The following is a 16,884-nucleotide window of genomic DNA, read 5'->3' as shown; positions in this document are numbered from 1 at the left end:
CCTCCGTCTCCCTTATACCTTATCTATTATTCACATTCATACCGGTAAATCTCCTTACCATATCCTCTATCAATTACTAAAAGTTCATTTGGATACAACGTCTTATGCTCCATTCCTACCTCTTCCTCTGTAATAAACATTCCATCAATAATCATCCCAACTACTTGCGATTCTTTCGCTACAAATATAGATTTCGATCCTTTTTTCGCTATTAATGTTACAGATTGCACCGTCTTTCTTTCTGCTCGGAATGGAATGCCAAAATAGTGCTTCCACCATTTATTTTTAAGTAACTCTGGTTCAGATTGATAAAGCCAATCTTTCGCTACTTCTTGATCCCATTCGTAATATAGTAATGCTTTCCTATGAAATCTCGGACGAACAATCCATCCTAAAATAATAATTCCTACTATTAAAAGTAATAAAGTGATAGGAATTACAAATTTAAAAACGAGCGCATACTTCTCAAAAAACGGCGCATTTTCAATGTGCAGTATAATCTTTTCCTTTACTTCTTGTAATTTTGAATCATTGATCGTGATGGTAGCCTCTACGGTGCCGGTATCTGTAAAATTGAATGTGTCGGAGTAATAAGGTCGAGGATAAACATAAACTTGACTACCATGCTGTTTTAATTCATAGTTGATCGATTGATTCGATGTGACACCAGTAGATTTTAATAATTTCTTTACAGCCTCTTCTGTCATCGGTTTACCATTTAACTGTGGCTGTAAAATAAATGGTTTACTATTTTCTAAATTTGTTACCTTTTCTTCATAATCTTTCGTAACAGCTTGAAGTGTTAATTTTGGTTTTTCAGCTGGTTCAATCTTGAATTCTTTCGTCTGTCTATAAAATCCCTTTATATTCATATGGACTTTCCCGCGTACTAACTCTTTACCAACCTTTGTCTCGTAATAAAACACATGTCTTTTATCATCCCACTTCATCGGATACTGCTTTCCGTCTATTTCTACTTCTGCTTCGAAATAAGAAGTTTGAATTGGTAATTCAGTAGGTTTCGCTTCAATAACAGCTGTCACACCTTCATACATTTTCTCAACATTTTTTCTATCTTTATCATCTTTGTCATACGTAGAAACAGTATAATTAAGCGCTGGTTCAACAAGTACTTGTAATCCCTCTTTCTCAATGTCCTGATCCACTTCTATCGTATATGTCCCTGGCTTAATCACTTCCTGATTCGCTGTACTTACATGCACTATATTTCCGAATAATTTAGCTTCTCCGGGTGCATGTATAGAAAAAGAAGACTGCAATTGTAACGGTTTGGAAAGTTGCATAACTTTATAATTAGACAAAGAAGGTGATTGTCGTACAAGCGTCATACGCTTTAATGGAAACGGTGTTGTAATCTCTACTTTTTTCCCTACTATTTTCGTTTTGACAATCGATTCAACAGAAGAAAATGGATCACGATTTGCAACTAATGCTGCCACTTGATTCACACTTTGTACAATACCATCCTCACCGCTAGACGGCATGACAACTCCATTCATTTCTTTTTTCCAAATCTCTTTAAACGTATTTAACTGCAGCTTCTCTTGCTGCCCTAAATCCTCTTCCATCGTGATTAAAACTGGGTGTAAAGAGATCTTTTTAAAATCCATCTCTTTCTTAAACTGTGCTAACTTCTGTGTAATTTGTTCTTTTCCGCCAATCTTATCTTTCTCCAAATCATTAAATGCCCCGTCAGTTAATACAATAAGCCAAAATTCACGTTTCCCATCTATATCTGCTTCCTTCTTTATAGATTGCATCGCCGTTTCTACTGCGCTAAATGGAGTATTTAAATATGTTTTCCACGCGCCGATTCCATTAATTTCTGTTTGCCTTTGATCCTTTGTTAACGAAATGTTTAACGGATCATTTGGCTTACTCATTGGAACGTAAGAAAATTTATCTTTCTCATCTAATAGCGCAACTAAACTTTGCAAGGCGTAATTGGCATACTTCCAGCGATCGTTATTTCTCATGCTGCCCGAATCATCATATACAAGTGAAACGACCCTTTCCTTTGCCTCCTCTCCTTTTGCAAAAGCTGAAAAAGGTAAACATATAAATAGAAACAACATGAACGTGGCACAAATTCGAATTTTCATGATGAGGCTTCGCCACCTTTGTAGACAAATTCCTATGTTTAAATTTATGAGGGGAAACAAGATATATGACTTGTATTTTAGGACAACGAACGCACCATAACTTTATTATGTAAATAGATATATAACTTGGTAATATTCCTTCTAGCATTTTCTATCCAATTATATAGGTAAAAAAGCCTGTTTAAGCTCCATCCTCAAAACAGACTTTTCCTACTTTTAAAACTGAAAACTCTTAACAAAAAGTTTGATTATTAATTAGCACATCACTTCAATTGTATATCCTCCAGGTGCTTCAACATAAAACGTATACGCATGTGCATGTTTAGGAGGTTCGACTGGAAATCCATCTTCCTTCAATCTTTGATTAATTTTATTAACTTGTTCTTCATTTTCTTGTGGAAATCCTACATGAAATGTTTTTGGATAATGAACTTCTTTTCCCTTCATTAAGGTTAATATAAACCCATCATTATCACGCATAACTGCGAAGCCATTTCCTGTTGTTCCACCACAAGTTAAACCAAAATACTTTTCTAAAAATTCTCTAGCAGCTGTTACATCTGTAACTGTTAAATTAAGATGATTAATTTTCAATTCGCTCACCTTCTTTCTTAATTTTCTAACATTTTATCATATAAATAAAAAACACGCCTTTCACAGCGTGTTTCATTGCTTCACATATACCTCAACAATTGGATTATCTTTATTATCTGCATGTAAACGTATATTCTCTTCACCCGTATTATAAATGCTAGCTACCAGCATAACTGTTAACAAATTAGGTATTTTCGCATCACTCCCATATTTTCGTTCAAGAGCTTCTGTATACTCGAAATCCAAATCACCCTGCACATATGTATACACTTCAAAACCATCTTCCAAATTACAAACTACTGTATCTATAATATCCGCTCCTACTTGCTTCTTCATTTCACCTCGCAATGCTTCTATAAATTCTTCCCAGGGAACTTCGTACGTCTGAAATTGATCTGTAGATTTCATTTCATTTCCTCCTCACTATATATCCTTTTCATATATTTCCCCTTTCCTATAACAATTATGATAGGTAGGTCATTCATACAAGCCGCACTTGTCCCCCTTACATATCGTATTACTGTAATGGGAAGGAGGAAAGAACATGCATAGACAAAAATGTTATGATACATGCCAACGTTATTTCGGAAAAGTAGTTCGAATTGAAGATCGTGACGGTCGCATCCATTTAGGTAAAATAGTAGACGTGACAAATGATTCTGTTTGGATCGAACCGGTAAAAGGGCGTTCATCTTTTGATACAGGATTTGGATACTATGACGCATATTCAAACGGTGGATGTGATATTTGCGGTGGTCTTAGTAGATGTGACAGCTGTGGATTTGGATGCGGCGGTGGGTTTGGTGGTGGATTCGGTGGCTGCGGATGCGGCCGTCGTGGTTGCGGTGGTTGTGGCGGCGATGGCTGGGGCCTTGAACTCGGATTTGGCTTTATTTTTGGAATTACTTTGGCTGCATTATTTTTCATCTAACATAGTAAAGAGTTGACTATCTTTAGCCAACTCTTTTTCTCTATTTTTCACATATAAAAATGCGATGTCCTAAAATATGTTGATACATAAGCAGTACTTGTTCGTGTTGCACCCACGCTTCATACAATTCTTCGGGAATAAACGGTGATACATTCCACTCTGGTTCTTCCATATGTCCTGCAACTGTTTCTGCAATAGTTCCGCCACCCGCAATTGTAATTCTTTTAAAATTTGCTGCTTTAAATAAATGAATCCACTCATTCTCAGTTAATAATTCTTTCATACCATATAACCGTCCAATCTTTTCTTCCTCTTTCTTCTCAATATGTTTTTCGGTAATCATTTCAATGACAACAAGCTTTCCATCCTTTTGTAATACACGATAACATTCCGAAATAACCTTTTCTTTATTTGTAAAAGCGAGTATAGATTCTCCAAGTACAAGCTCAAATGAATCATTTAAACACGGTAATCCTTCTACATCTCCTTGAATCAATTGTATATTCAAACCATCAAACAACCATCTATCTTTCGCTTTTTGAATCATAATTTCATTCTTTTCAACCGCTGTCACTTTATAACCCAATTCTTTTGTCATATACGCCGCTGTTTTCCCCGTTCCGCAACCTATCTCAAGGACGCTAGCTCCATGTCTAAGTGGCAATTGAGATAATAATTGTTTTGTTAACGTAAAACCACCAGGATGAGCACTCCCTATTCCGTAGTAAGCTAAGAAATCGATGTATGTGTTTCGTTTCATGGGATTCTCCCTTTTTTATTTTATATATTCCAGGAAGGAAGAAAAGTGCATAAAAAAAGGGCGCATCGCGCGCCCTCTCTCTTACTTATCTTCACCAATATATGCCCATTTGTAGCTGTAATCTCCACCAACTGGGTGGTGAATAATACCTTTTACTTTCGCTCTTTGAACTAGAGCATCACCACGTTGGTATAACGGTGCAATTGCAGCATCTTCAAGTAACATTTTTTCAGCTTTCAGTAAGCTATCCCAGCGATCTTTCGTTTTCGTTAATAGCTCGCCTTTACCTTTTTCTACAATTTCATCATATTTCGGATTTGAATATCCAGTTTGGTTATGAGGTCCATTTGTAACGAACATATCAATGAATGTCATTGGATCTAAGTAGTCAGGTCCCCAACCAGCGTAAGATAAATCATAATCTAGATCTGATTCTAATTTTAATTTTTGTTTAAACGGTTGGTTTTTCAAATTCACTGTTAAGCCCGGTAAGTTCTTCTCAAGCTCTCCTTTTAAGAACTCCCCTACTTTTTTCGCGTTATCGCTATCGTAGTTTAATAGCTCAATCGTTACTTGCTCTTTTCCAAGTTCTTTTTTCGCTTTTTCCCAATGCTCTTTTGCTTTCTTCACATCTGTTTTTAAAATATCTCCGTTATCTTTACGGAAGTCTTTTCCATCTGGACTCTTCGCAAATTCTTTTGGTACTAAGTAATCTGCAGGTGTAGATCCGTCATTTAAAATTACATTCGTTAAGCCTTTTTTATCATATGCCATTGCAATCGCTAAACGTAAATCTTTGCTCTTTAATACTGTATCTTGATTACCACGTTTTTGGTTTAATCGTAAGAAGTACGTTGACGGTGTTTTTTGTGTAAAGAAATCTGGATTTGATTTATATTTGTCAACCATTTCAGATGTAAGTGCTGCACGATCGATTTGTCCACTTTCATATAAATTTACACGTGTACCGCTATCTTTTACTACGTTAAAGTTGATTTCTTCTAACTTAACTGTTTTATTATCCCAGTATTGTGCATTTTTCTTTAACTTCCAACCTTCTTCATGTTTCCAGTCTGTTAATGTAAACGGTCCGTTATACAACGTTGTATCCGACTCTAAACCGTATTTTTCACCTTTTTCTTTTAGGAATTTTTCATTTAACGGATAGAATGTTCCGAATGAAGTTAATTCTACAAAGTAAGGAACTGGATTTTCTAATTCTACTTCTAATGTGTAATCATCTACAGCTTTTACTCCTAGCGTATCAAGCGCTGCTTTTCCGTCATTAATTGCTTTTGCGTTCTTGATATCAAACATAATGTATGCATATTCCGCTGCTGTATTTTTATCTACCGCACGTTTCCAAGCAAACACGAAATCCTTCGCTGTTACAGGTTCTCCATTTGACCATTTCGCATTTTTATTTAATGTGAATGTATATTTTTTACCATCATCACTCTTTTTATATGATTCAGCAACCCCTGGTGCTGCTTTATTATCTTTATCAAGTCGATATAAACCTTCCATTACGTTGTTTAAAGCAAGAAACGATACTTGGTCTGTCGCTTTAGAAGAATCCATAGATGGAATCTCTTGGCTCTCTGTTAAATTAAGTACTTGCTTTGCTGCTAATTTCCCGCCTTCTTTTTCACTACTTTTCGGCGTTGTGTTCGTCTTTTCTTTTTCCCCTGATCCCGAGCAAGCTGTTAATGCCATACTCATTACTAGAACTGGTGCTACAACCGCTGTTAATTTTGTCATCTTTTTTCTCTTCATTTTTTTGTACCCTCCCCAATTATATGTACGATATTAACATTTAGAGATTCTCTATTAACTTTCGTTATCAGAAAATTCTTATTAATTAATATTCTACTATCTTTTTGAGTTTTGTAAAGTATTTTTGTAAATTTTCTAAATATTTATTTTTTTATTATAGTAACTTGTTTTTTTAATTACTATATGAATTATCCCCCGTCTACTATATGTAAACATATCTCCTCTTATTCTTCTCTATTGCTAAGTTCTATATTTTTCTTATAAAAATGAAATCTCTAACTATCTTATTGAATCCCTTCTACTATTCCTACGGTAGAATTTTAAAAGTGACCTCAAAATTTCCCTGCTCCTTATTCTCCTATCCATACAAAAAAAGCATTTCAAAAGCATATTAGCCGCTTTTGAAATGCTTTCATGTTATTTCTTTCCGCCATCCTCAGTTACATACGCCCACTTAAAGCTATATTCTGGACTAATGTTGTGTTTCACAATTCCTTTTACATTCGGTTTCATTACATATGATCTTCCTGTTTGATATAAAGGAACTAATCCTGCATCTTCTTCAAGGAATAATTTTTCTGCTTTTCCTAACGTTTCCCAGCGCTTCTTCGGATCAGATAATAATTCATTACCTGCTTTTTGCACCATTTCATCGTATTTCGGATTCGAATAACTCATTTGGTTATACGGGCTCTTCGAGTCAAACATATCAATAAATGTCATTGGATCCGCATAATCTGGGCTCCAGCCTGCATAAGAGATTTCATAATCTTGCGCTGACTCTAATTTTAATTTTTGTTTGAACGGCTGAATTTTCGTATTAATCGTTACACCTTTTAAATTTTTCTCAATTTGATCTTTAACATAATCAGCAATCTTTTTCGCAGTTCCATCATCATAGCTTAGTAATTCAATTGTAACTTGATCTTTTCCAAGTTCCTTTTTCGCTTCTTCCCATGCAGCTGCTGCTTTTTTCGTATCTTGTTTCAGACCATTTTTAAACGTATCTTGGTAATCTTTACCGTCAGGTCCTGTCGCAAGCCCTTTTGGAACCAATTGATCTGTTGCTTTTGATCCATTATTTAAAATAACGTTTGCTAAGCCCTTTTTATCAACTGATAACGCAATTGCTTCACGCAGTTTTTTGCTCTTTAATGGTGTATCCTGTCCGTTACGCTTTTGATTTAAACGTAAGAAGAATGTACTTGCTTCTGAATACTCACCATATTCATCTTTGTTCGATTTATATTTATCTACAAATTCTCCTGATAGTAATGTAAAGTCAATCGATCCTGTATCATATAAATTTACTTTTGTGGCCACTTCTTTTACAACGCTGTAATTAATTTCTTCTAATTTCACAGTCTTATTATCCCAATACTTATCATTTTTCTTCAGCTGCCAACCTTGTTCATGCTTCCACGATGCCATTACAAACGGCCCGTTATACAATATTGTATCTGCTTCTAAACCGAATTTCTCTCCTTTTTCTTTTACGAACTTTTCATTTAAAGGATAATATGACGGGAATGCTAATAAATTTAAGAAGTACGGTACCGGCTTTTCTAATTCTACTTCTAGTGTATAATCATCTACAGCTTTTGCTCCTAATTCTGTTGCAGGTTTTTCACCTTTATTAATTGCCTCTGCATTTTTAATATAGTAGGCAATAAACGCATATTCTGCAGCTGTGTTTTTATCAAGTAAGCGCTGCCATCCATATACGAAATCTTTCGCTGTTACAGGGTCTCCATTTGACCATTTCGCATCTTTACGCAGTTTAAACGTATATTTTTTACCATCTTCGCTTTTCGTACTTGATTCTGCAGCAGCAGGAATAGGCTTATTATCTTTATCAAGACGATATAATCCTTCCATTGTGTTCCCTAAAATTTGTGCCCCTAACGTATCAGTAGATTTAGAAGTGTCCATCGTCGGAATTTCTTGGTTTTCCGTACGATTTAATACTTGCTTCGCTGCATATTTAATATCCGATTTTTTTTCTTCCCCACTATTAGATGTAGTAGTCGTTTTCTTCTCCCCACCTGACCCAGAGCACGCTGTTAATGCAACACTCATCGCTAAAACTGGTACTACAACTGCTGTTAACTTTTTCATCTTTTTTCTCTTCATTTTTGTATCCTCCCCAATTATATGTACAATACCAACCCTTGAGAGACCCCTTGCTAACGATTAGTTTTCTGAAAATTATAACTAATATTATTCTACTCTTTTTTACGCATTTGTAAATAGTTTTATTTCAAATATTCTGATTTTAATCTTCATAATTTAGTATGATTTATCCCCCATCTACTATATGTCCGTACTATACGCCTTATTCTTCTCTATTTAACTGAACTAAAAATTAGTATTTTAAGCTCCCTAAAAAAAGCATTTCAAAGTAGCTAAGCTACTTTGAAATGCTTTTTCAACTCTATTATTTTTCAGTCACGTATGCCCACTTAAAGCTAAATTCCGGACTGATATTATGTTTTACTACATCTTTTACATTTGGTTGTAAAACATAAGAATCTCCACGTTGATATAAAGGTACAATCGCTACATCTTCTTCAAGTAATGTTTTTTCAGCTTTTCCTAACTCTTCCCAACGTTTTTTCGCATCACCCATTAATTCAGTACCAGCTTTTTTCACCATTGCATCATATTTAGGATCTGAGAAGCTCATTTGGTTATGAGAATGCTTAGACTCAAACATATCTAAGAATGTCATTGGATCTGCATAATCTGGATTCCAACCACCATATGAAATATCATATTGTTGCTCAGATTCTAATTTTAGTTTTTGCTTAAATGGTTGAAGTTTGATATTAACTGTTACACCTTTTAAGTTTTTCTCGATTTGGTCCTTAATATATTCTCCAACTTTTTTCGCATTACCAGTATCATAGTTTAAGAATTCAATTGTAACTTGATCTTTTCCAAGCTCTTTTTTTGCTTCATCCCATGCAGCAGCTGCTTTTTTCGCATCTGGCTTGATACCATTTTTAAACGTTTCTTGGAAGTCTTTACCGTCCGGTCCAGTTGCTAAACCTTTTGGTACTAAGAAATCAGCTTCTTTTGATCCATCATTTAAAATTACATTTGCTAGATTTTTCTTATCGATAGAAAGTGCAATTGCTTCACGTAATTTTTTGCTCTTTAATGGTGTATCTTGTCCATCACGTTTTTGATTCATACGAATGAAGTACGTACTTACTTGTGAAAATGTTCCGAATTCATCTTTCTTATTTCTGTATTTATCTACGAACTCTCCATTTAATAAAGCAAAGTCAACTTGACCGCTATCATATAAGTTAATTAGCGTTGCTGCCTCTTTTACAACACTGAAGTTAACTTCTTCAAGTTTTACAGTCTTTTTATCCCAATATTGATCATTTTTCTTTAATTGCCATCCTTGTTCATGCTTCCAATCTTTAAGAACGAACGGTCCATTATAAACTGTTGTATCAGACTCTAAACCGAACTTCTCACCTTTTTCTTTTATGAACTTTTCATTTAATGGATAGTACGATGGGAATGCTACTAAGTTTAAAAAATATGGTACTGCTTGCTCTAATTCAACTTCAAGCGTAAGATCATCTACCGCTTTCACTCCTAATTCAGCTACAGGTTTTTCTCCTTTATTAACCACTTCTGCATTTTTAATCGGGAATGCGATAAATGCATACTCAGCAGCTGTTTTTGGATCTAATAGACGTTGCCAAGCATATACGAAATCTTTCGCAGTTACTGGATCTCCATTTGACCATTTTGCATCTTTACGTAGTTTAAATGTATATTTTTTACCATCTTCACTTTTCGTACTAGATTCTGCTGCAGCTGGAATCGGCTTATTATCTTTATCAAGACGATATAATCCTTCCATCGTATTCCCTAGCATTTGTGAAGATACTGTATCTGTTGATTTAGAAGAATCCATCGTTGGAATCTCTTGTGTTACTGTTCGATTTAAAACTTGTTTTGCCGCTAATTTTTCCCCTGACTTGCTATCTCCACTTGAGCTAGAATTTGTACTTGTCTTCTTATCTCCGCCTGATGTAGAACATGCTGTTAATGCCATGCTCATTGCTAAAACCGGTACTACAACTGCTGTTAGTTTTTTCATTTTTTTCTTTTTCATTTTCTGTACCCTCCCTAATTCTAAACGATATCTATTTAAGAATTTTCTGATAATTCTGTTTTTCTTTATATATTTATCAGACGATTCTTACTACCTCTTATTCTACTAATTTTTAAAAATTTGTAAAGTGTTATTATTGAAAATTTTTAAAAAATTATTTTTTTACAGTAATATTCATAAAAATTCTATATAGTTTTTTAACATCATTTTTCATCGTTACATATACACTAATTTAATAGTGTTAATTATGTTTTCTAATAAATAGACTGTAGATTATCGTTAATAAATAATGTATATTTTCAGAAACCTCTTTCCTACAAAAACGAAAAAAGCCCACTTTCTCAGTGGACTTTCTACTTTACAACGGTAAATCCCTCTTCCTAAACACTACAATTGCTACTATGAAGATACAAAGTGCTCCAGCAGTTAAACCTATACTTACTGGCCATATATTATATGTTCCTTCAGCAATTTCTTTCGGGCGAAACAATGTAAACAAGGATATATTTCTCATCCACTCTAACTTATCACTTAATTTCCCTACCATATCTAATACGAAAAATAAGATTGTTAAACTTGCTGAGTAGCTAAGTGCCTTTCTTTCATCATTACATATACAGGAAAAGAAAAATGAATAGGCACTAACTACTAAAAATATTAGCCCTCCGACTACATTTATCTTCAGGAATAATTCTTTATTTAAATTATTATCTTTCAAAAACCATTCTGCACCTAATATACCAGCTACATACGTAACAATTACAATAATTAATAGTCCCAATATGAGAACGGTAGCTTGTGTAATTGCAATTTTCACCCTTGATACAGGTGTTGCTAATAAATATGCCATCGCACCTTTATCTACATGACGAGCAATTAAATGCGTTGCAACTGTGACGCAAAAAATTGTTAAAATAATAATAAACAATAGGCTATAATACTCCCCAGCTAAAAAATCCATTACATTTTGAATTGGACTTTCCATACCAACGATTTTTTTTACACTATCAGGCATGGCACTTATTAATTCATTTAACCCTTTCGCTGAAACCATGGATGGGAATATCCAAATTAATAACCATAAATAAAGAGCTGCACCAGTAGCATAGCTCAATATACTTTTTTGAGTTTCTTTCAAACTAGCTAAAAATAATTGTTTATTCATGCTTTATCCCTTCTTTCTTCTCGTAATAATGCATAAATAAATGTTCTAAATCCGTCGCTCTCGTTTGAAGTGCCGTTACATTATAGTTTGAAAGTATTTGTAAAACAGTTTGGTAGTTTCCTTGCACAATAATTGATGCCTCTCTACCTTTCACCCCTTCAAATTGCAAATCACATTGTTTAAGAGACTCGATTTCTTCTTGAGATGATACTGTTACATCTATCACCTGTCTTCTCATGCCTTGTAAATCATGAATGTTTTCAACTGTTACAAGGCAACCATCTTTAATAATAGCTACTCTGTCACAAGTTCTCTCAATTTCAGTGAAAATATGTGATGACATAAGGATTGTTTTTCCTCTTTGCTTTTCCTCTAATATTAAATCTATAAATACTTGTTGCATAAGTGGATCGAGTCCTGATGTCGGTTCATCTAAAATTAGCACTTCTGGATCATGCATAAATGCCGCAACTATCCCTACTTTTTGTTTCATTCCTTTAGACATTTTTCGAATTGGTGTTTTCACATCGAATTGCAAACGTTCTATCAATTCATCTCGTCTTTTTATATCTTTTAACCCACGCATACCTTGCATCAAATTTAAAAACTCTAATCCATTCATTCCTTCAATAAAAGAAATTTCTCCTGGTAAATAGCCAACTTCTCTTTGAATTTTCGCAGCATCTTCCCAACAATCTAACCCGAAAATTGTCGCTTTACCAGCCGTCGGTTTTATAAATCCCATTAAATTACGAATCGTTGTTGATTTCCCAGCACCATTTGGTCCTAAGTAGCCAAAAACTTCCCCTTCTTTCACTTCAAATGTAATATCAAACAAGCCTTTTCCATTTGAAAACTGTTTTGTAACATTTTGAACTGAAATCATAAGTCCACCTCATTTTTTGAAATATTTAACATATGATATTTCAAAATTATTGTACTCCTCATCTTTCATATTCGCAACAACTTTTTGAAATATTTATATGTTCATATTTCAAAAATATTGTTTTCAATTATTTTTTCTTGTATATTTTAAATGAGGTGATTGTATTGAACGGCTTTGAAAAAGTGAAAGAAAAGAAAAAACGTGCCATTAAAGAGGCAGCCTTCGTATTATTTTCAGAACGTGGATTTAATGAAGTGAAAATAGAACATATTGCAAAAAAAGCAAACGTTTCTCAAGTTACAATTTATAATCATTTTGGAAGTAAAGATGCGTTATTTAGGGAGCTTATACAAGAATTTATAATATCTGAATTTCAATATTATAAAGGGCTTGCGGAAGAAAAATTACCGTTTCATGATATGATGCAAAAAATGATTGTAAGAAAAATGAATACGGGCGGGTTATTTCAGCCTGATATGCTACTACAAATGATGCAAAGAGACGAAGAGCTCCGAGAATTTATTTATAGTTATCAAAACGAAAAAATCCTGCCTTGGTATTTAGAAATATTAGAACAAGCACAGCGCAAAAATGAAATTAATCCTCATCTTTCAAAAGAAATGATGTTACTGTACATTCAAATGTTCACTAAATTAGGTGATGATTTCGGGGCACAGCTTCTTGAAGGAGATCGAGAAAAACATATACAAGATATCGTTACGATGTTCTTTTACGGACTTTCTGTTCCGCAAAAATAAAAAAGACACAGAATCGTGTCTTTTTTATTTTACCGAAATGACTCTACCAGTTTCACTACTTTCAATTGCCAATTGAATAAGTCTAATAACTTCCAAGCCTTCTTCTGCTGTTACAGGTGGTTTCTCACCATTTACAATACTATCTCTTACACCTTTATAATACATGTCATAACAGCCGACTTCTGTTGGAATACGTACTAACGCTTCTTCTGTTTCTAAAGTAGCAAAATTCTCTTCAGGGTCTGCTCCATAACCATTATCCCCTGGCTTCATTCCAGTCTTTAATTGTTCTTCCTGTGAATCCATACCATACTTCACAATAGAACCTTTATCTCCATGCAGTGTAAAATGTGGTCCAGCTTGTTTCACATAACTGCTACTATGTAAAATGACACGCTTTACTCCGTAGTGAAGTACAACATGGAAATAATCATCAATTTCTGCACCTGGTCGTTGTTTTATTACATCTGCATTTATAGCATCTGGCTTTCCAAATAAAGCTAATGCTTGGTCCATTAAATGCGATCCTAAATCATATAAAATTCCTGAACCTGGTAAATTCTTTTCTCTCCAGCGATCACGTACATGTGGACGGAAACGATCGAAATGCGCTTCATATGCGTATACATTCCCTATTCTATTTTCTTGTAATAATTTCTTTATCGTTAAGAAATCATTATCAAGACGACGGTTGTGATACACACTTAAAACGACATTATGTTGCTTCGCTAATGAAATAAGTTCTTCTCCCTCTTCAATTGAAACAACGAATGGTTTCTCCACAACAACATGCTTACCGTGTACAATCGCTTCTTTTACATATGGAAAATGAGTTGTATTCGGTGAAGTAATGACCACTAAGTCAATATCAGCTCGGTTTACTAATTCATCAATTGTACCAACAACTTCAGCATTTGGTAATGCTTGTTTCACTAATTCTTCTTTGGATGATAAAATAGCACGAATATCATACTCTTCTATCGTTTGTAATAACGGGATGTGAAATGTTGTACTAGAAAATCCAAATCCTACAATCCCTACACCTATTTTTTTCATGTTGCCCCTCCATTTATCCCGCACTAACGGGCAGTAAGATCCCTACCTCAAAATTCAACGAAAGCAAAGTAGTTAGGTGAGGGATCAACTGCTCGTAAAAGCCCGATTGGTTCAACTAATAATCGTGGGGGATGAAGAAACCCCCCACTGATTAAAGTTTCACTTTATGAGAACGATTTCATTTCATTATTATAACAAGATTATTTTTATATACATAATGATTTGCTTAGAAAAAAGCATCTTGCTATCATTCATAGCAAGATGCTCCCTTTATTCCGTTCTTTTCTTCGTCCACGTTTCAATTACTTCACCAGTATCATTAACATCTAGTACTAAACTACCATTACTATACCGGTCTTTATTTCGAAATGCTTTCGGATCAATTTCTTCTACAATGTGTTTCTCTGTCTTCATGTAAACTAATTCATCATCTCGAACAATTTCAATACCGACAATGCGGTACGGATTACGTTTTAACTCTTTAAAAATTACAAGGCCTCGCTTCGCCCTCGTTGATTTCTCAATTTCCGATGCCTTTATACGTTTCACAGCACCGCGCTGCGTAACGAGAATAAGTTGATCTTTTTCACCATTTAACGGTTTACCAGAAGCAACGTAGTCATCCTCTTTTAAGTTAATTGCTTTCACACCAGCTGCTCTTACACCAACTGGGCTTACTTCTTCTTCATTGAATACAAGTGCATATGCACCATGTGTTGCAAGAACAATATCACTTGTCCCATCTGTCGCAAATATATCAATAACTTCATCATCTTTTTTCAAGTTTACAGCAACGAACGCCCGTGAATAACGCTGCACTTTATATTGGTTTAATTCTGTTTTCTTAATCATACCGTTCCGTGTAACAAATACGATAAATCGTTTTTCTTCTTCAAAATTCGGTACGACTGTTGCCCAAATTAACGATTCATCTCGCTCGAGTGAAACAAGATTCGCAACGTGTTGACCTAAATCTTTCCAACGAATTTCTGGCATTTCATACACAGGAAGATAAATATAATTTCCTTTGTTCGTAAATAAAAGAACGGTTTCTGTCGTGTTTGTATCGAAACGCTCAAGTAAGATGTCACCCTCTTTCATACCGAAGTATTTCCCGTTCGATGCATTATGCGAACGCCAACCTGTTCGTTTCACATATCCTTCTTTCGTTACAGTAACGATGACATCTTCTTGCGGAATCATAACTTCCACATCAATTTTAATTTCTTCAATTTCCTCTTCAATTATCGCCCGGCGATTATCACTATATGTTTTCTTTACTCTCTTCAAATCTGTTTTAATAACTTGAAAAAGTCTGTTTTCACTTTGTAGAATCGACTGTAACTCTATAATTTTCTTACTGAGTTCAGCTGCTTCTTGCTCTAGTGCTGTAATATCTGTATTCGTTAAACGATATAATTGCAGTGAAACAATTGCTTCTGACTGCGCCTCTGTAAATCCAAATTTCGCACTTAAATTATCTTTCGCATTACGCTTATCTTTAGACCCACGGATCGTTTCAATCACTTCATCTAAAATTGATAATGCTTTCTTTAAACCTTCTACAATATGTTGACGATTTTCTGCTTTTCGTAATTCATATTGTGAGCGTCTCGTAACAACTTCTTTCTGATGCCCAATATATGCATCCAAAATCTTAGGTAATGTCATAAGTGTCGGACGACGATTATTTATCGCTACCATATTAAAGTTGTATGGAATTTGTAAATCTGTATTTTTATATAAATAATTTAAAATACCTTCAGCATTCGCTTCTTTTTTTAATTCTACAACGATACGAAGACCTGTACGATCTGTCTCATCACGTACTTCAGCAATTCCATCTAGCTTTTTATCTATACGTAATTCATCCATTTTCTTAACAAGATTCGCTTTATTTACTTCATACGGAATTTCTGTAATAACGATTTGTTGCTTCCCGCCACGAATCGTTTCAATCTCTGCTTTTCCGCGAATAATAATTTTACCTTTACCTGTTTCATACGCTTTTTTAATGCCATCTATCCCTTGTATAATACCACCTGTAGGGAAATCTGGTCCTTTAATAACTGTTAACAAGTCCTCCACAGAACTATTTGGCTGATCAATACGCATCATTGTAGCATCAATTACTTCTCCAAGATGATGCGGTGGAATTTCTGTTGCATAACCAGCGGAAATCCCTGTAGATCCGTTCACTAATAAGTTCGGGAACATTGCCGGTAATACAACAGGCTCTTCACTCGTATCATCAAAGTTTGACACGAATTCTACTGTTTCTTTATCAAGATCACGTAATAACTCAGATGCGATTGGTGATAAACGTGCTTCCGTATAACGCATTGCCGCTGCTGGATCCCCATCAACACTACCGTTATTTCCGTGCATTTCAACTAAAACATTACGTACTTTCCAAGTTTGACTTAAACGGACCATCGCCTCATATACAGAGGAATCACCATGTGGATGATAATTACCGATAACATTACCTACTGTTTTAGCTGATTTACGAAACGCTTTATCATGTACGTTTCCTTCTACATACATAGAATATAAAATACGTCTTTGTACCGGTTTTAAACCATCACGCGCATCTGGAAGCGCGCGGTCTTGAATAATATATTTACTATAACGTGCAAAGCGGTCACCTAACACGTCTTCAAGCGGGAGGTCATGAAACTTCTCTGCCTGCAT

General features: G+C 34.7%; 13 protein-coding genes. 2 read left to right on the top strand and 11 right to left on the bottom strand.

Annotated features, from left to right (window positions below; genetic code table 11):
* Positions 1-26: 26 nt before the first annotated feature.
* From MKX77_RS07120 to MKX77_RS07110, 3 genes are all read right to left on the bottom strand, one after another.
* Positions 27-2,123 (bottom strand): vWA domain-containing protein, encoded by a 2,097-nt coding sequence (locus MKX77_RS07120; RefSeq protein WP_341306146.1) that lies wholly within the window; start codon positions 2,121-2,123, stop codon positions 27-29.
* Positions 2,124-2,378: 255 nt separating this feature from the next.
* Positions 2,379-2,717 carry a VOC family protein gene (locus tag MKX77_RS07115; RefSeq protein WP_215553783.1) on the bottom strand — a complete coding sequence of 113 codons (339 nt, stop codon included), beginning with the start codon at positions 2,715-2,717 and terminating at the stop codon, positions 2,379-2,381.
* Between the two features lie 72 nt (positions 2,718-2,789).
* A complete protein-coding gene (locus MKX77_RS07110) occupies positions 2,790-3,125 on the bottom strand; it encodes a hypothetical protein (RefSeq protein WP_002185200.1) in 336 nt (111 codons plus the stop codon).
* A gap of 136 nt (positions 3,126-3,261) precedes the next feature.
* Between MKX77_RS07110 and MKX77_RS07105 the strand changes: the two genes are divergently transcribed.
* Complete coding sequence (locus MKX77_RS07105; RefSeq protein ID WP_341306145.1) at positions 3,262-3,648, top strand: hypothetical protein; 387 nt, start codon at positions 3,262-3,264, stop codon at positions 3,646-3,648.
* A 40-nt stretch (positions 3,649-3,688) separates the two neighbouring features.
* Here the strand turns inward: MKX77_RS07105 and MKX77_RS07100 are convergent, their stop codons facing one another.
* From MKX77_RS07100 to MKX77_RS07075, 6 genes are all read right to left on the bottom strand, one after another.
* Complete coding sequence (locus MKX77_RS07100; RefSeq protein ID WP_215553786.1) at positions 3,689-4,408, bottom strand: class I SAM-dependent methyltransferase; 720 nt, start codon at positions 4,406-4,408, stop codon at positions 3,689-3,691.
* A gap of 81 nt (positions 4,409-4,489) precedes the next feature.
* Complete coding sequence (locus tag MKX77_RS07095) at positions 4,490-6,184, bottom strand: peptide ABC transporter substrate-binding protein (RefSeq protein WP_215553787.1); 1,695 nt, start codon at positions 6,182-6,184, stop codon at positions 4,490-4,492.
* A 417-nt stretch (positions 6,185-6,601) separates the two neighbouring features.
* Positions 6,602-8,317 (bottom strand): peptide ABC transporter substrate-binding protein, encoded by a 1,716-nt coding sequence (locus MKX77_RS07090; RefSeq protein WP_215553788.1) that lies wholly within the window; start codon positions 8,315-8,317, stop codon positions 6,602-6,604.
* A gap of 304 nt (positions 8,318-8,621) precedes the next feature.
* A complete protein-coding gene (locus tag MKX77_RS07085; protein WP_215553789.1) occupies positions 8,622-10,325 on the bottom strand; it encodes a peptide ABC transporter substrate-binding protein in 1,704 nt (567 codons plus the stop codon).
* 358 nt (positions 10,326-10,683) lie between these two features.
* The gene (locus MKX77_RS07080; RefSeq protein ID WP_098786583.1) at positions 10,684-11,490 is read right to left on the bottom strand and encodes an ABC transporter permease subunit; all 807 of its coding nucleotides are present in this window, start codon (positions 11,488-11,490) and stop codon (positions 10,684-10,686) included.
* Positions 11,483-12,376 (bottom strand): ABC transporter ATP-binding protein, encoded by an 894-nt coding sequence (locus MKX77_RS07075; RefSeq protein WP_341306144.1) that lies wholly within the window; start codon positions 12,374-12,376, stop codon positions 11,483-11,485. The genes MKX77_RS07080 and MKX77_RS07075 overlap by 8 nt, the downstream gene beginning before the upstream one ends.
* A gap of 164 nt (positions 12,377-12,540) precedes the next feature.
* On the opposite strand from MKX77_RS07075, the gene MKX77_RS07070 reads away from it, so the two are divergent.
* A complete protein-coding gene (locus MKX77_RS07070; protein WP_341306143.1) occupies positions 12,541-13,134 on the top strand; it encodes a TetR/AcrR family transcriptional regulator in 594 nt (197 codons plus the stop codon).
* A gap of 24 nt (positions 13,135-13,158) precedes the next feature.
* Here MKX77_RS07070 and MKX77_RS07065 read toward each other — a convergent pair whose 3' ends face one another.
* Entirely contained in the window at positions 13,159-14,190 is a 1,032-nt protein-coding gene (locus MKX77_RS07065) for an oxidoreductase (RefSeq protein WP_341306142.1), read from the bottom strand.
* 270 nt (positions 14,191-14,460) lie between these two features.
* A complete protein-coding gene (gene parC / locus MKX77_RS07060; RefSeq protein ID WP_341306141.1) occupies positions 14,461-16,884 on the bottom strand; it encodes a DNA topoisomerase IV subunit A in 2,424 nt (807 codons plus the stop codon).

The sequence above is a fragment of the Bacillus sp. FSL R9-9410 genome, assembly GCF_038050385.1.
Taxonomy (GTDB): domain Bacteria; phylum Bacillota; class Bacilli; order Bacillales; family Bacillaceae_G; genus Bacillus_A; species Bacillus_A cereus_U.
The sequence above is the reverse complement of the archived record's forward strand: the minus strand, read 5'-3'. Positions and strand labels throughout refer to the sequence as shown.

What these genes read in the sequence shown, in the direction of transcription:
- MKX77_RS07120 (WP_341306146.1), bottom strand. Translation starts at nt 2,123, where the DNA reads ATGAAAATTCGAATTTGTGCCACGTTCATGTTGTTTCTATTTATATGT.
- MKX77_RS07110 (WP_002185200.1), bottom strand. Translation starts at nt 3,125, where the DNA reads ATGAAATCTACAGATCAATTTCAGACGTACGAAGTTCCCTGGGAAGAA.
- MKX77_RS07105 (WP_341306145.1), top strand. Translation starts at nt 3,262, where the DNA reads ATGCATAGACAAAAATGTTATGATACATGCCAACGTTATTTCGGAAAA.
- MKX77_RS07100 (WP_215553786.1), bottom strand. Translation starts at nt 4,408, where the DNA reads ATGAAACGAAACACATACATCGATTTCTTAGCTTACTACGGAATAGGG.
- MKX77_RS07095 (WP_215553787.1), bottom strand. Translation starts at nt 6,184, where the DNA reads ATGAAGAGAAAAAAGATGACAAAATTAACAGCGGTTGTAGCACCAGTT.
- MKX77_RS07090 (WP_215553788.1), bottom strand. Translation starts at nt 8,317, where the DNA reads ATGAAGAGAAAAAAGATGAAAAAGTTAACAGCAGTTGTAGTACCAGTT.
- MKX77_RS07085 (WP_215553789.1), bottom strand. Translation starts at nt 10,325, where the DNA reads ATGAAAAAGAAAAAAATGAAAAAACTAACAGCAGTTGTAGTACCGGTT.
- MKX77_RS07080 (WP_098786583.1), bottom strand. Translation starts at nt 11,490, where the DNA reads ATGAATAAACAATTATTTTTAGCTAGTTTGAAAGAAACTCAAAAAAGT.
- MKX77_RS07075 (WP_341306144.1), bottom strand. Translation starts at nt 12,376, where the DNA reads ATGATTTCAGTTCAAAATGTTACAAAACAGTTTTCAAATGGAAAAGGC.
- MKX77_RS07065 (WP_341306142.1), bottom strand. Translation starts at nt 14,190, where the DNA reads ATGAAAAAAATAGGTGTAGGGATTGTAGGATTTGGATTTTCTAGTACA.
- parC (WP_341306141.1), bottom strand. Translation starts at nt 16,884, where the DNA reads ATGCAGGCAGAGAAGTTTCATGACCTCCCGCTTGAAGACGTGTTAGGT.